The sequence below is a fragment of the Armatimonadota bacterium genome (assembly GCA_013314775.1).
In the GTDB taxonomy this organism is placed as follows: domain Bacteria; phylum Armatimonadota; class Zipacnadia; order Zipacnadales; family JABUFB01; genus JABUFB01.
The window spans coordinates 276,516-292,276 of sequence record JABUFB010000001.1; the positions used below are offsets into that span (position 1 = coordinate 276,516).

Sequence of the window (15,761 nt, forward strand, 5' to 3'; positions counted from 1 at the left end):
CCTCGCTTGTCCAGGCCGTCGGCGAGTACGGAGAGCCGCTCCTAGGCTTCCGGGACCGGCTCGACGAACCATTCGATGCCTGCGGCCGCAGGGGTGACGGGCTCCTTGGCGTAGAGTACGAAATCATGGCGCATCTGCGTCCACGATGCCAGAGCCGTGGTGAGGGACTTGTCTTTCCAGGCCTCCGTTGCCAGGAAGGGCGGCAGCTTCGGTGAGGAAGGCGGGGAGATTACCTCGCGGATGGCGCCGACCCAACCTGCATACACACTTCCGGGCGTCTTGCCGGCGCCCCAGCCACCGAAGCGCTTCTGGAGAATGTCGAGCTGGTCCGCAAGTCCGGGATAGGCCTCGAACTCGGGTGCGAGATGCTCCCTGCACCTCTCGCTCCCAAACAACGCATAGCCGATATCCAGGGCGCGCGGGAGGGCTCTTGCCGCGATATGGGGAGAGGTGGCTTCCTGGTGGATCTGGGCGTCTGGCGTGTACCGCTCCCCGAGGAATTGCACATACTTGGCAGGGGCATCGCCCGGATGGGCTTGTGGTATGGGGACTACCGCTGAGTCGGGGTACTTCGCCAAGGCGAACTCGCGTCGGACGGCCGCCACCCAGGCGCCATCGCAAGGACCGGGGATGCCTGCAGTGGCAGCAGCGAACTGCAAGGGCGTGATACTGTCGGGGTACGTGATGAGGAAGCTGAGTTCCCCTTCGAGCTTGCGCCACAGGCCGGCGAGTTCGGGGTCCTGAAGCATCTTCCCGAGGAGATGGGCCTGTCGCAGCCGGATGCTCGCTTCGGGCTCAGTGTCCAGCGCTCCGGGTATGATGGGCATTATATGCCGGCCCAACCATTTCGTCGCCCGGAAGTAGGATGCCAGCCTCGGGTCTGACGCGTAGGCGCCCCGGGGCTTGTAAACAGTGAAGTCCTCGGCGGGGTAGTAGCCGGGCTTGTCTGCGGCGAGGATGTCGGTGACCAACGCGGCTACATCAGACCGCTCATCCGGGACAGCTTGCCCGGTCAGAAGCTCGGAAGCGACGGCGAACAGGACCACGTTCCGCCGGGCCGGCTCAGACAGAAGCGGGTCCGCGCGCAGCCTGTCACGTTCCTCGCGGGCATGCGCCAGGCACTTGCCCGTAAGACCCTCCAGGAGCGGCGTGAGGCGGTCCTTCTCATACCGAGAGAGCCCCCCGCGGAAGAGACAGTGGAAAACATACAAGACGGCATCCGAGGTGATGAAGTTCCGGCCGAGGACGGTGAAGTATCCATCCTTGATGCTCCGAGATTCCTGGCGGCCAAGAACAACAAAGCCATTACGCTCGAAGAGCGTACGTGCCCCCCTAGGCAGCTTCTCCGGGGGCTTGCGCTCAGACCCCGACGACCTCCAGGACACCTTGCCGTCGCGGTCCGGGCGGTCTCGTGAACTCCCCCGCACTCGGCAGCCGAGCAACGACACTGACACCAACATGAGACCGATGAGAACTGCACAAAGACCAACACGCATCGCGTACGCCTCCCCCAGGCATCAATGCGCACCTTCCTAAGGAGGCCAGCGCGAAGGGATCGCGTCGGGTCCCCCGGCCGGGGAAGCATCGCACTTATCGGATCCGCGACTCCGTCTGCCACATGTCCGCGTTCGCGCCCAGCTTCTCCTTGAGTCCGTCGGTGGCGCGGGCCAACTCCTCCACGGTCCCCGGGTCCAGTTCCAGCGCCGCGGCCCGGGCGTTCTCGGCAGCCTGTTTCGCATTGCGGATTCCAGAAATCACACTCGCCACCCCGGGGCGATACAGCAGCCACGCCAGCGCCACATCCACCATCTCCGCCCCGATGTTGCGGCTGATCTCCCGGATGCGGTCCAGGGCCGCAAAGGTTTCCTCCTCGGCGCCGTCTTCGGAATGTCGCGCCTGGGGCCGGTCCTTGGAGAAATGTCTTGTGCGTGCCCGGCCCTCGGGCACATCATCCGGCGAGGCGAATTTGCCGGTGAGCAGTCCCTGCATGATGGGGCTGTAGCAGATGATGCTGATCTCCTTTTCCAGGCACAGGGGCTGGATCTCGAACTCGATGGCCCGGAACAGCAGGTTGTAGCAGAGCTGGTTCGAGGCGGGCTTGCCGGTCTCAAGCAGCGCCGACAGGTCCTCGGCGCCGAAGTTGGAGACCCCCGCAACGCGCACCTTGCCTTCGCGGATGAGCTGCTCCATCATCGCCCAGGTCTCGTCGAACCCCACCGCGCGCGAGGGCCAGTGAAGCTGGTACAGGTCAATGTAATCGGTGCTCAGCCGGCGCAGGCTGCCCTCGCAGGCCTTCTTCAGGTCCGCCGGGGCGTGGTGATTGGGCGAGGCCTTCGAGGCGATCACCACCCTGTCCCGGATGCCTTTGAAGGCCTTCGCGAGAAGCTCCTCGGAGTAGCCGTCCCCATAGGCTTCGGCGGTGTCGAAGAAGTTGATGCCGGAGTCCATGGCGGCGCGAATGGCAGCGAAAGTGTCCGAGTCATCCTGGCTGCCCCAGGTGGAATCCCCGACGATTGCCCAGCAGCCCATACCCACGGCGGATACCAGGATCTCTGTGTGTCCCAGCCGACGCAACTGCATTGTGGATCACTTCCTGACTTGCGGTTGGCAGATGATTATGTACGCGAGAGGGTATGCGGCCGCAGGACCGCTAACAATAGGCGACGGACCCCTTCCGCGCTGCCCTCCAGCCCTCACTTCGCCTTACTCTCCTTCGCCCTCCTCACCGCATCCTCCACTAGCACCCTCACCTGTGATGGGTTCGGGATGCTCTCAAAAACCAGCGTGTTCTCGGTGTTGGTGGCGGGCGTGCCGTCGGCCATGCGGCTGGCTGGGGGCGATGCAAAGTACAGCGTCAACGAACCCACCGCGCCGCCGCTGGAAGTCACGCTTGTCACATCCGTAAGCGGGGCCTGGGTGATGGTGATCTTACTCGCGCCGCCACGCACCAGCACCCGCTTGTCGGTGACCAGGTACTCCGCATTCCTGAGGCCTGCGGTGGCGACGATGGACGGACCGAAGCACAGGCCAAAGCCCACCACTATGAAGGGCACGCCGAAAAGCGGAAAGATGTAGCGCATGGCGCCCCCGAGGTCGTCTCCGGCAGGAACCTGGCTGGTCATGTAAAAAGCCATGCCTGTCCAGAAGAGAGAGAAGGCCAGGAAGGGCACGCCCATGCAACTGCTGGGCCCGAGTCTGAAGCGGAACCCGCGCCGAACCGGACGCCCCTCCCACAGCACCGGTTCGGCTGCCTCAAGCTCCCGTCGAAGGTTGGCCGCGTACCCCTCGGGGTAACCGTCGTATGCCACCGAAAAGCCCTCCTGCGCCCTTGCAGTATCCCTCGCGGAGGGGTATCCTTTCTCTGCCGGAGCCACGGCTTCCTGCACGAACATGCCGCGGCTCATTCCTGCGAAGTGTGCTGGTCCGCTTTTCTAGGGAAGTGAGACAATGCCTGGCCCGATTTCCGATCCGGTTCGCATCTGCCTGGTGGGCGTGTCCAATTTCGCCCAGAGCCATGCCGGGTCCATCCAGCGCATGGTGGACGAAGGACTCGCCATCCTGTCTTGCGCTGTGGTGCGCAGCCCGGATAAGTACGCCGACGCCGTGACGAACTACAAGAGCCGGGGCGTGAAGGTCTACACCTCGTACCCGGAGATGCTCGAAGCCGAGAAAGGCAACACCGAACTGGTTGCGCTTCCGGTGGCAATTCCCGACCACGGCGAGACCTCAGTCATGGCCATGGAGGCCGGCTACCACGTGCTGTGCGAGAAGCCCCCTGCCGCCACCATCGAGCAACTGGATGCCATGATCGAGACTTCCAATCGCACCGGCAAAGTCTGCTGTATCGGGTTCCAGAATCAGTCCAAGAACACGGTCCGCGCCCTGAAGCAGGCGGTGTGCGACGGGAAGCTTGGGGACATCGAGCACATCGAGGTCATGGCGACCTGGGTGCGCAAGGATTCGTACTACCACCGCAATGACTGGGCGGGCAAGCTTATCTGGCAGGGCAAGTACTGCCTGGATGGGCCCACTCAGAACGCCTTGGCGCACTATCTCTTCAATGCCCTCTACTGGGCCAGCCCGAAGTGGCTTCACGCCGATGACCCGGTGCGCGTGCGGGGCGAAATGTACCACGCGCACCCCATCACAGGTTCCGATCTGGGCGCGATCAAGGCCGAGACGGCGGGTGGCGTCGACATCACTTATCTCGTGACACTCGCGGGGTGGGAGAACATCGGCCCGCTCAGTAAGGTCTATGGAACGAAAGGCATGGCGGAGTGGTCCATGAACGGCCCCACGATCCTGCGCGTCGAGGGCCGGCCCGAGCAGGTCATTGAGTGGGACCGCCAGCGCGAGCACGACGAGGTGTTCCGCAACGCCATCCTGTACATCCGCGGGCTGACCCCGGAGCTCAACTGCCCGGCGGCCATGACCCGGCCCTACACAGTGGCGGTGAATGCCGGGTTCCAGTCCAACGGTGCGCCAACGGCAATCCCGGCGGAGTATGTGACCCGGTACGAAGAGGAAGATGGTGACGTGTTCACCGCCATCAACGATATTGAGGCCATCATCCGGCGCGGATATGAGGAGCGCAAGACCTATTCGGACATGGGCATCGAGTGGGCCCGCGAGACGCCCTGGGTGGACACCCGCGACTACCGGGAGTTCAGGCCTGATTTCTGAGCTGATGGCCTCAGCCCGTGCCCGCAGGGGCTGACATAGCGCCGTTCGAAAGGGCCGCATCCGGCCCGGCCACTGCCCTTTCAGCATGGACGGATGGCGGACTGCCGGCGGGCGAGACGCCCGCCCCACGCGGCTAAAGGCAGACGGCGTCGCGGTGCGACCGCAGGCGGTCGCTTTGGCCCGCTCCAACACTGGATCGGGACGCCTGCGAAGTGCCCGGCCTTTGCGTCCGGCAGGACGATTGGCCGAAGGCCCCTAGACCCGGGTTTCAACCCGGGGCATGGACGGACGGCGGACGGCTGGCGGGCGAGACACCCGCCCAACGCGGCGAGAGGTCAACCTCTCGCTGCGACATGATGAACGATGCCGCGTAGGCCGACCGTCCCGGTCGGCGGATGAGCCCGACACCGAAGCGCGCCTTGCATCGAGAGGGTTTTCGCACGTTGAACATCCTTGGTTTCTCTGTCGCATTGCTGTCCATGTTCCTGTTTGGCCTGTATATGGTCCCGCGGAAGCTGAGCAGTCTGCGGGACTATGACTTTGTGCTGTCTATGTGCATCGGCGCCGTCATCACGACCCAGATCGCGCGGCTTGTGGTGAACGGTCCTTCGGTCGGGGATACCAGCACCGTGGGCCTCGCATTGTCCTTCGCCTGCGGCCCCATCTGGACCCTCGGGATTCTCTTTTACACGCTCTCCGTGTCACAGATGGGCCTGACCCTGGCAACACCCATCAAGAATACCACCGCTGTCCTCGGTACGCTCCTGGGCCTGCTGGTGTTCGCCGAGTGGCGTGACACCAACGCGGCGCTGGCGCTGATAGGCAGCGTGCTGGTGGTAGCCTGCGCGGTGATCCTCTCTCGCGCTTCGGACCGCACTTGCGAGCGCAGTTGCATCAATCCGTTGGGCACAGTCTTCGCCCTCCTCGCGGCGGTGTTTTTCGCCGCGTACACGGTGCCCCTGAAACTGGCACAGAAGTCGGGCCTGGACAGCACCACTATCATGGCCTGGATGGGCCTGGGCACGCTCCTGGGCGGGCTGGTGCTGTTTCTGGTGTTCAGCCGCAACCGCAGGCGCTGGTTGAGGGAGCGGCTGCGAGACCACCTTTTCGCGGCCCTCGCCGGATGCATCTGGGCTCTGGCGACCATCAGCATGTCCGAAGCGATCCGGCTCATCGGGCTATCCATAACCTGGCCCGTGACGAACCTGAATACCATCGTGACCGTCGGTGCCGGGATTCTCATTTTCCGGGAAATCGACGCAGCGCGACACCGCGCAACAATCGCCCTCGCCATGGTGTGCGCGGTGCTGGGATCAGGCCTTCTGGGCCTCGCGAAGTGACACGGGAGCCGCCCGGCCGCGAAGGTCGCCCGGTTGGCGGTGTTGAAGCAAAGCTTTCCTGCGTCAAGCACATGACGATAGTGAGGCCGGGCCCGGGAGCCCCGCACTCACCAATGCACGGCGTCTGTTGGAGTGACGGTAAGCCATGAACTTCATAATCATCATGCTCGATTCCCTGCGGCCCGATCACCTGGGCTGTCTGGGAAGCCCCGACGTCAAGACCCCGCACATCGATCGTTTTGCGGCGCAATCTGCCGTGTTCGAGACCGCTTACGCGGAGTTCCCGAACACAATCCCGGCCCGCACGGCCTTCGTGTCCGGGATGTACACCTTCCCCTGCAGGCCGTGGCAGGCGCTGGAGCCTGATGACCTGCATGTCGCCGAGATACTGCGCGATGCGGGGTACCACACGGCGGCCCTGTCCGACACGCCCTTCAATAACGGTGCGCGCATGGACCGTGGGTTCGCGGAGTTTCGGCATTTCCCCACGGGCAAGTGCCTGCCGCCTGCCGATGGCCGGGACCTGGTGGATTTTTCCGAAGCTTTCTTCCCGCCGGGGTATCCCGAGAAGGAAGTCCTCTACTACGCCAAGACCATGACCAACCGGGCACTGTGCCTGGAGAAGTACGGCATGACCCCGGGCGAGTATTTCTTCGATGAAGTGTGCAGATGGTTGCGTCAGGACCACTCGGCGCCTTTCTTCCTGTGGGTAGACAGCTTCCAGCCCCACGAACCCTGGGATGCAGGGGAGCCGTATCGCAGCATGTATGAACCCCGGTTCGGCTATGACGGGCGATACCTGCCCATGCCCATGGCGCCGGATTCCGACAAGTGGATGATGCCCGGGGACATCGAGCATGTGCGCGCGCTGTACAAAGCTTCGGCCACGGAAACTGACGAGTACGTGGGGAGAGTTCTCGGTACCATCGACCAGTGCGGCCTCGCCGAGGATACCGTCGTGATGATCCTGTCCGACCATGGCATGCCCCTGGGTGAACACGGACTGGTGCGGAAGTTCGGCTACCCGGTGTACGATGAACTGGCGCGAATCGTATGGATAATGCGGGTCCCCGGTGCGGGAGTTGAAGGCGCGCGGTCGTCGGCGCTGGTCTCAAATGTTGATTTCCTGCCCACACTTCTTGCCATGGCCGGCATCGAAATCGACATAGCTCTGCCGGGACACGACATCATGCAGCTTGCCCGAGGTGAGAAGGCGTCCGTGCGCGAGAACCTCTACTTGGGGGCCTATAACTACCGAACCGGCGTGCGGACCGCGACCCACAAGTTCATTGACAACCGGGGCGAGAAAAGCAACGAACTGTTCGACATGGTGGCCGACCCCGCGGAGCAGCACAACATTGCTGATGACAACCCGGAACTGGTGCATGAACTGCACCGTCGGATCTGGGACTTCCACGAACCGTGGAAGGTGAAGATGTCGCGCCACCACAAAGCCGACTGAGGACTGCCGCAGACGGCGATCGCACGCATATGGCTCACCCGCAGCTTAAGCATCCCGCGGGCGGCGATCCCTTGCCCGGAGGGTATTCCCATTGGCTGCGGTTGTGAGGACCGGAGGCCCGCAAGGCCTCCATTGCGCCCTCGCAAAAGGGCTCTATCAGCCGACACCCTCCAGCCCCGCCGCGCAGGCTTCGGCCTGCATCGGTGACCGGGTATGCGAGCGGGGGATACCGCCGGACACCTGCTCCGGCTCAACCACGTTCCCCCTGGTCGGCGAAAGGCGGGGCGGAGGCCCGGCCAGGACGCAATTCCGCGCACGAGGAGGTGCGAACGAGGGTGTTCACCACCGTGACGATCCGGCAGTACGAACGGGGGCTCGACTACCGCAAGGGGCGTTTCGCTGGAGTGCTTGAGCCCGGCCAGTACCGCCTCTGGGCTTTCCAGGGCCGCGCCATCCTGAATGTGGATATGCGCGAGACTGCGCTCCAGGTCACCGGGCAGGAAGTGCTCACCGCCGACAACGTGCCCGTGCGTCTGAACCTCCTGGTGCGCTACCGGGTGGTGGACCCGGCCGCGGCGATCCACGAGGTGACCTCGTTCAGCGACGCCTTGTACCAGGCCACTCAGCTTGCCGCCCGCGACGTCGTCGTGTCCATGGATCTCGAGCAGTTCCTTGCCCAGCGCATGACTCTCGGCGAAAGGCTCACGAAAACCGTTGCGGCCGCAGCGGCCCAATTCGGCGTGGACGTGACTCTGGTGGCGGTGAAGGATGCGGTGCTCGATTCCGATCTTCGCGCCGCGTACCAGGCCAAGCTTGCCGCCGATCAGCGCGGGCAGGCGGCGCTCATCGAAGCCCGCCACAAGGTGGCCACTGCCCGGGCCGAGGCCAATGCAGCGAAGATCTACACCGAGAACCCGGCGGTCATGGCCAACCGGCAGCTGGACATCCTCCAGCAGGCCGCCCAGCACGGCTACGGAAACCACTTCGTGTTCCTGCCCGACACTGTGGCGGAGATTGCCCGCAAGTTGGCGTCGCAAGACAGTGCGCCGCCTGAGGCCGAATAGCCGGGCCAAGCCGCAGAAGCAAGCAACAACGGCGAGCCCATCCTGGGCTCGCCGCTCGCATTGCGGTTCGTGATCGAAGAGCTACTCGGTCGGGGTGTAGGGGTTCCAGAAAACCGCCTGGTCCAATTGCTCCTCGCGACCCCACTTGGCGTGTCCGTCGATGTACCCGAACACGATGCCGTCATTGTGCCGCTGAGGGTAGCGGTTCCCGATGAAGGAGTTGTCGGCCGGCGCTCCGCAGATGTCATTGTTCGCATCATTGGCCCACCAGCGCCCGCTGGTTGAGATCTTCCCATCGCCTTGCACGCATTCGGGCGGGACGTCAGCGACCGCGATCTTCGTGGACGGATCCCAGAAATTGCCCAGCGACTGTCCGCTCGCGCCTATGTTCAGGCCGTAGCCGGGGCCGCTGTCCTTCCGGTCAGGGCAGAAGAGAATCTGGCGGTTGCGGGTGTAGGCGAACACGCCGTTATACCACTGGTCATCGGTGGTGGCGGCATTCAGGTCCGCATCCCCACGCACCACGGTCTCGTCATAGTCCTGGGCGTACATGACGACGGCCAGCGTAATCTGGTAGACATTGGAAATGCACGCGGCCTGACGCCCCTTAGCGCGCGCCCTGGCAAATACCGGGAAGAGGATCGAGGCCAGGATCGAGATAATGGCGATGACCACCAGAAGCTCGATCAGGGTAAACCCCGAGAACGGTGTTCGTCGCATCGACAGTCCGCCTTTCATGCGTTTGGCCCCATTATGCCCCGGACCTGCCTTCGATAACGCGCCACGGGGCCCATTTGTTCATACTTTGTGGCGGGGACGAGAGTGATCGATGGAACACCGTGGGCCAGTCCTTCGTTTTTCCCCACCGGCAAGGCCGACACCTTCGTCCCTTCGTGAAGGCCCTTTGGCCGAGCAGGGGGAAACTAGCGACTACGCCAATCCTCGGGCCCAACGCCCCATAAAGAGGTCCACTATGCCCCTACTTGCGCTGATCGCTCTCGTGCTCTCCACTCCCTGCAGCGCACAGGAGGTCGCCCATCCCGTGTATCCCTCAAACGTCACGGCAGCCGGCGTTCCGAGCCTTCAGGCGGCGGTGAAAGATCTTCTTGCCATGTCCGACCAGGAGCTGCGCGACTTTGTTCCGAAGGTCAACGGCTTCCTCTTCTGTGGCTGCCCCAATTGTGATATGGGCACTCAGGAGGGCCAGATCAAGTGGAAAGGCATGGCTGACCCGGACAAGGCCCAGTGCCGCTTCTGCGGGTTCGAATACCCCAGCGACAAGTACCCCGAGAACCGCACCAAGACCGGTACCAACTTCCGTGGCCAGACCGTCACCTACCGGTACTATCAGGATGCCGAGGGAAACGAGTATTTCTTCTCCGGAAGAATCAGTTATGACAAGAAGCTCTGGCTGTCCGATCGCCTGCTGGATCTCGCGAGGCTTTATGCGGCCACGAAAGACCCCAAGGTAGCGCACAAGGCGGCGGTTCTCCTGCACGCTCTAGCCGAAGCGTACAGGGGCTGGTGCGCCCACAATGACTGGCCTTTCCGCCCCAAAGGGCCCGTGCCGCCCAAGCCGCCTTTCCCCACCACTGGCGGTATGTGGAACCGTTGGTTCTACGTAGATGTGCCGAAGGAGCCGCTCCTTGCCTACGACCTCATCGCCGGTTCCGGCGCGCTCGAGGAGCTTTCGGCCGAGCTTGGCAGGGATGTGCGCAAGCAGATCGAGGAGGACTTCTTCCGCTTCAGCGTCTGGTTCGTGCGCACCTATAAGGAAGAGTACAGCAACATGTCCCCCGGTATCTATGAGGGGCTCATCATCGCCGGGCGGGTGCTGGGCGACCCCTCATATGTGCATGACGGCGTCGAACGTTTCAAAGGCCTCCTCCAGCGCCAGTTCTTCCATGATGGCTTCTGGCGCGAGGGGTCGATCTCGTACCACGACCAGACCATCTTCTGGATGAACCGGGTCGCCGACATGGTCAAGGGCTACTCCGACCCCACCGGGTACGCGGACGAAACCACCGGGCAGCGCTATGACAACCTGGACTTGATGGCCCAGTTCCCGCTGGCGAAGACCGCGCTGAACATGCGGCAGCGTTATGTCTACCCTGACGGCAGGATCATCCCCACCCATGATGCATGGCCATACAGTTCCGTGCGCGCGCCGGAGCAGTCTGAGCCGTGGATACTGCCGGGAATGGGGCAGGCTATCCTCGGGTTCGGCAAAGGGCAGGGACAGGTACAGGCCCACTTGCATTTCAGCGGCGGGTATGGCCACGAGCACCGGGACAACCTGCACCTGAGCCTCCACGCCGCCGGGCATGAACTGCTGCCCGATCTTGGCTACACCCACACGCGCTACCGGGCCTGGACCGTCTGTACCCCCGCCCACAACACGGTGGCTATCGACGAACAGGAGCAGGCATCCCGGGGCCATGTCTGCAATCTCACCCTCTGGGCGCCAGAAGCCGGGATTGCCCAGGTGGTCGAGGCAGAATCCCGGGCAAGCTACCCCGAAAAAGCCGAAGACTTCCGACGCATGCTGGCGCTGGTTCCCGTGGGCGACGCCGACGCATACGTCCTGGATGTTTTTCGCGTGACCGGCGGCGCGCAGCACGACTACTTCCTCCACGGAAGCGCCGACGTGGAGCAGACGGCGCGCTGTAATGCCCCGCTCCAGTCCATAGACGGAAGCCTGCTGGGGCCTGGCGTGGAGTTCCGGTTGCCCACTCTTGGCGAATCAGACAGTGGCAAGGCCCCGGCCGGCCGCAACCCAGCCTACGGCTTCATCCAAAACCTGCGCGAAGGCCCCGCCGGGCAGTTGCTGAATATCACCTTCGAGCCGGAAGGCGCCGGGGCCCGGTACACCGGCAGCTTCCTGTGCGAGGCCGGGACACGAATTGCCCTGGGCGATGCGCCCTCCATCCGCCGCGCGAAGGAAGACGACAAGCTTGTTGACCGCGACCGCATGCCCGTGGCCGTCCTGCGCAGGTCCGCTGAGGCCCCGCTGTCCAGCGTGTTCGCCGCCATCCACCGCGGCTGGGATTCAGTGGACCCGGTGCAGTCCGTGACCCGCCTGGACGGGGTGGAGGCTCCGCCGAGAGCGCTCGCGCTGGAGGTGCGTCACGCCGCCGGAACAGACGTCCTGCTCTCATGCGCCGAGAGCGGCGATCCGATCCGGGCCGGAGACAGCGTGGTCACTGATGCCCGCTTCGCCCTGATCCGCCGCGACGGTGGGGGCAGACTGATCTCCGCGTCGCTGGTCGGGGGCACGGTGCTGGAGCACGGGGATGTCTCCCTGCGCTGCCACGGGCCAATGAAGGGCCAACTGCTCCGCGCGGGACTGCTCGACGCTCAAGGCGGCAGGTACGGCCTGGATGTATCCACGCGCTTGCCCGCAGGCACTGCGCTGACCGGCCAGATGATCCTGCTGATCCACCAGGACGGCCGCACCCACGGGCATCTCATCGCTTCCGTGGAGGATTCAGGGGCCGGCAGCCGCGTCTGGCTTGACGGCGACCCCGGGTTCGTTTTCCAGGACGAAAAGACTCGGTTCGTCTCCTTCCCGCAGGGCGAGAGCGTCGGCCCGGTGCAGTTCGCAGTAGAGAGCGTGATTGCGGTGAGCCGGGCGACCGACTAGGGGAAGAATCTGCTGCGCACATCCGGCAAGTGAACACAGGTGATCGCATGCCCCGCGACTGTATTCTCGCCATTGACCAGGGTACCACTTCCAGCCGCGCGCTGGTGGTGGGCCCGTCAGGGGATATCTTGGCCCAGCAGAGCTGCGAGTTCCCTCAGCATTACCCCCGCCCGGGCTGGGTGGAGCACGATCTGGACGAGATCTGGCGCAGCGTCGTGATGTCCGTAAGCGGCGCTATCACAGGCCTTGCGGGGGGCTGGAGCCGGATCGCGGCCATCGGCATCACCAACCAGCGCGAGACCGTGGGCATATGGGATCGCGAGAGCGGAAGGCCCCTTGCTCCGGCCATCGTCTGGCAGTGTCGGCGCACCGCGCGGGTGTGCGACGACCTCCGAACCCGGGCGGGCGAGCGCATCCGGCAAATCACTGGACTCACCGTGGACCCTTATTTCTCAGGGCCAAAACTGCATTGGCTGTTGGAGAACCCGCCCAATCAGGACGCCCACCGGATCGCCGCCGGGACGATCGACACCTGGCTGGTGTGGCGTCTCACCGGCCGCCACGCTACCGACCCCACCAATGCCTCGCGCACCATGCTGTTCGACATCGACGCCCGATCCTGGAGCGAGGAGCTGCTGGACCTGATGCGCGTGCCCCGGCAGGTGCTCCCGGAAGTCGTCCCTTCGGGTGGCGATTTCGGGTTCACCTCGGGCATGGATGGCTTCCCCTCCGGCATCCCGGTGCGGGCGGTCATGGGTGACCAGCAGTCCGCGCTCTTCGGCCAAGGGTGCGTGCGCGCCGGACAGGCGAAAAACACCTACGGTACGGGCTGCTTCCTGTTGGCGAACACCGGTGTCGACAGGGCTGACTCCAGCGCCGGCCTGCTCACCACACTGGCATGCGACGCATCTGGCAATGTCTGTTACGCCCTCGAAGGCAGCGTGTTCATCGCGGGAGCGGTTGTCCAGTGGCTCAGGGATGAGCTTCAGATCATCCGCGACTCTTCGGAGATCGAGGCCCTGGCGGCGAGCGTTCCCGACACCGCCGGGGTGCATTTCGTGCCGGCATTCGTGGGGCTCGGAGCGCCCTACTGGGATTCCGCCGCCCGAGGGGCAATTCTCGGCCTCACACGTGGCGCAGGGCGGGCTCACATCGCCCGGGCGGCCCTGGAATCCATCGCCCACCAGAGCGCGGATGTGATCGACGCCATGCGTACCGACGGGGCTGACATAGGCGAACTGGACGTGGATGGTGGGGCGTGTGCCAACGACCTGCTCATGCAGATGCAGGCTGATCTCGCGGGCGTGACTGTGGTTCGCCCGGCACAGCGGGAAATGACCGCGCTCGGCGCGGCGTACCTCGCCGGGATCTCTGTCGGCCTCTGGGACCACCCTTGGTCGTTGCGGAGCCAGGACATCGTTCACTTCGTCCCGCGGCTGGATGAAACCGAACGGGCTCGCATGCGCGCGGGATGGCGGCAGGCGGTGGCGCAGGTGCGGCGGGGAATTTGATAGACCTCCCGCAACTTTTTTCGCGAGCATGAAGGAGAACATCGCGGGGTGGGGAATAGCCTATGGGCGCAAGCGAGAACGCCTCGCCGTGCCGGGCCGCGGCAATCGCGGTGGCACACCATGAAGGCGGCGCTGGATCAGTCCCGGGGCAGAGGGTGGCTGACCTTGACGGTGCCTATGGGCCGTGATACGATATAAATCTACCCATCATAGGGACCTCCGACGTTGCTTTCTCAACAGTGGAGCCGACTACGCCATGATTGATATCAAGAAGCTGGCGGAGCTATCGCGGCAGACCGATACGGACATGACCATCGGTCGTCAGATCACTCTGCCCTGGAGCAACGCCTTCAAGATCAGCATGCGGAACGTCACCCTGAGGCTTGGTCGCGCGGCGATCACGGCCTCCGGTGTCGTTCTCGGTATCGCGTTCCTCATGTCCGTCTGGACCAGCCGGGTCGCTATCGAGGGCATCGAGCGCTTTGAGCAGCAAAGCGCCCGAGCAGTGTCCGCAGTGGATGAAGAGGGCAACCTCATCGGTCCCGGGGCCGAGGAAGCGCTTGCAGAGAAGAACAGGCGCAATGCCCGGCAGAACTGGCTGGTCGTCATGTCGCTCCTCGTCTGCACTGTTGGCATCACCAACTCCATGCTCATGTCCGTTACGGAACGGTTCCGGGAAATCGGGACCATGAAATGCCTCGGCGCGCTGGACATTTTCATCGTCCGCCTTTTCCTCATCGAAACGGCCTTTCTCGGCTTCCTGGGTTCCGTGGTCGGTGTGATTATCGGCCACCTGACCATGCTCGTCGTCTACACCATCAAGGACCATTCCGTTGCGGCGAAAATGGACTGGGGCGAAATGATCGTGTACGTGCTCATCGCTCTGGCGATAGGCACCTTCCTTTCGTTCCTCGCGGCGATCCCGCCCGCGGTGCGTGCTGCGCGCATGCCCCCGGCCGCCGCGCTCCAGACCGAAATATAGCAAAGGTCGCCCCGCCCACGGGCGAAAGGTGCGGGGCCTTACAGCACGGCCAAGCAGCCGGTGCACACTTGCAGGAGGCCACCCATGGCGCTCATCAAATGCCCCAAGTGCGACTACGAGGAAGATACTACCGGGCTGGTCACGGTCTGCCCGAAATGCAAGGCTGACCTGACGCAGGTCATGCACGAAGTGGGCAAGATCGAAAAGAAAAGCCGCGGGGGGCTTGTGCGCGACGACTCGGTGACAACCCACGAGTTCATCGTCCGCACCAAGGGGCTGACCAAGGAATACACCATGGGCGACCAGACCGTGCGCGCCCTGCGAGGTGTGAACCTGGACATCCGGCGCGGCGAGTATCTGTCGATCATGGGCCCCTCGGGGTCCGGCAAATCCACCCTCTTCAACATGGTGGGGGGACTGGACAAGCCCACCTCCGGCACCTGCTTCATCGAGGAAGTCGACATGGCTCAGCTTGACGCCTTCGAGCTGGCGTGGCTCCGGTGCCGCAAGATCGGGTACATCTTCCAGAGCTTCAACCTGATCCCCGTCATGACGGCCTTGGAGAACGTCACTCTGCCAATGATCTTCGCGGGCATGAGCACCGACGAGATGATGGAGCGCGGCCGCACCCTCCTGGAACTCGTGGGCTTGGGTGAGCGCATCCACCACAAACCCTTCGAGCTTTCCGGTGGCCAGCAGCAGCGCGTGGCGGTCGCACGCTCCCTTGCAAACAGCCCGGCTATTATTCTCGCCGACGAGCCCACCGGTAACCTCGACCTGCAGACCGGTAAGGAAATCATCGACCTCCTCAAAGAGCTGAATGAGGAAAGCGGAGTCACCATCATCTCCGCCACCCACGACCTGAAGATGATCGACGTCTCCGACCGCATTGTGCATATTCGCGACGGAGATGTGGAGCGCATCGAGCGCCGCGAGGACATTGAACTTGAAGTCGGGACCCTCGGCGGCGAGTAGTGCAACCGATACGTCCGGTCCCTGCCGGGAAGGCAGGTCCCATTGTGCATCAGTGAGGGCACGGAGCGCGCGGCAGGCACTGTCGCGCGCCGTGTTCGCCT

The 15,761-nt window shown here is 63.9% G+C and carries 12 protein-coding genes; 8 read left to right on the top strand and 4 right to left on the bottom strand.

Going from position 1 to position 15,761, the window contains the following annotated elements; all coding sequences use genetic code 11:
• Positions 1-41 precede the first annotated feature (41 nt).
• From HPY44_01085 to HPY44_01095, 3 genes are all read right to left on the bottom strand, one after another.
• Positions 42-1,496, bottom strand: coding sequence for a DUF3160 domain-containing protein (locus HPY44_01085; protein ID NSW54580.1), 1,455 nt, complete (start codon positions 1,494-1,496; stop codon positions 42-44).
• A 94-nt stretch (positions 1,497-1,590) separates the two neighbouring features.
• Positions 1,591-2,580, bottom strand: a complete 990-nt coding sequence (locus HPY44_01090; GenBank protein NSW54581.1) for an aldo/keto reductase — start codon at positions 2,578-2,580, stop codon at positions 1,591-1,593.
• A 113-nt stretch (positions 2,581-2,693) separates the two neighbouring features.
• Positions 2,694-3,308, bottom strand: coding sequence for a PH domain-containing protein (locus HPY44_01095; protein ID NSW54582.1), 615 nt, complete (start codon positions 3,306-3,308; stop codon positions 2,694-2,696).
• A 139-nt stretch (positions 3,309-3,447) separates the two neighbouring features.
• Here HPY44_01095 and HPY44_01100 point away from each other — a divergent pair, with 139 nt between their 5' ends.
• The 4 genes from HPY44_01100 (at position 3,448) to HPY44_01115 (ending at position 8,549) form a co-directional block, all read left to right on the top strand.
• Positions 3,448-4,683, top strand: a complete 1,236-nt coding sequence (locus tag HPY44_01100) for a Gfo/Idh/MocA family oxidoreductase (protein ID NSW54583.1) — start codon at positions 3,448-3,450, stop codon at positions 4,681-4,683.
• A 443-nt stretch (positions 4,684-5,126) separates the two neighbouring features.
• Entirely contained in the window at positions 5,127-6,023 is an 897-nt protein-coding gene (locus HPY44_01105) for an EamA family transporter (protein NSW54584.1), read from the top strand.
• Positions 6,024-6,168: 145 nt separating this feature from the next.
• The gene (locus HPY44_01110) at positions 6,169-7,485 is read left to right on the top strand and encodes a sulfatase (protein ID NSW54585.1); all 1,317 of its coding nucleotides are present in this window, start codon (positions 6,169-6,171) and stop codon (positions 7,483-7,485) included.
• A gap of 335 nt (positions 7,486-7,820) precedes the next feature.
• A complete protein-coding gene (locus HPY44_01115) occupies positions 7,821-8,549 on the top strand; it encodes a hypothetical protein (GenBank protein ID NSW54586.1) in 729 nt (242 codons plus the stop codon).
• Positions 8,550-8,630: 81 nt separating this feature from the next.
• Here HPY44_01115 and HPY44_01120 read toward each other — a convergent pair whose 3' ends face one another.
• A complete protein-coding gene (locus tag HPY44_01120) occupies positions 8,631-9,269 on the bottom strand; it encodes a prepilin-type N-terminal cleavage/methylation domain-containing protein (protein ID NSW54587.1) in 639 nt (212 codons plus the stop codon).
• Positions 9,270-9,522: 253 nt separating this feature from the next.
• On the opposite strand from HPY44_01120, the gene HPY44_01125 reads away from it, so the two are divergent.
• From HPY44_01125 to HPY44_01140, 4 genes are all read left to right on the top strand, one after another.
• Positions 9,523-12,192 (top strand): heparinase II/III family protein, encoded by a 2,670-nt coding sequence (locus tag HPY44_01125; GenBank protein NSW54588.1) that lies wholly within the window; start codon positions 9,523-9,525, stop codon positions 12,190-12,192.
• A gap of 47 nt (positions 12,193-12,239) precedes the next feature.
• Positions 12,240-13,703 carry a glycerol kinase GlpK gene (gene glpK, locus HPY44_01130; GenBank protein ID NSW54589.1) on the top strand — a complete coding sequence of 488 codons (1,464 nt, stop codon included), beginning with the start codon at positions 12,240-12,242 and terminating at the stop codon, positions 13,701-13,703.
• A 256-nt stretch (positions 13,704-13,959) separates the two neighbouring features.
• Positions 13,960-14,685, top strand: coding sequence for an FtsX-like permease family protein (locus tag HPY44_01135; protein ID NSW54590.1), 726 nt, complete (start codon positions 13,960-13,962; stop codon positions 14,683-14,685).
• Between the two features lie 180 nt (positions 14,686-14,865).
• A complete protein-coding gene (locus tag HPY44_01140; GenBank protein NSW54591.1) occupies positions 14,866-15,660 on the top strand; it encodes an ABC transporter ATP-binding protein in 795 nt (264 codons plus the stop codon).
• The last annotated feature ends 101 nt before the right edge of the window (positions 15,661-15,761 follow it).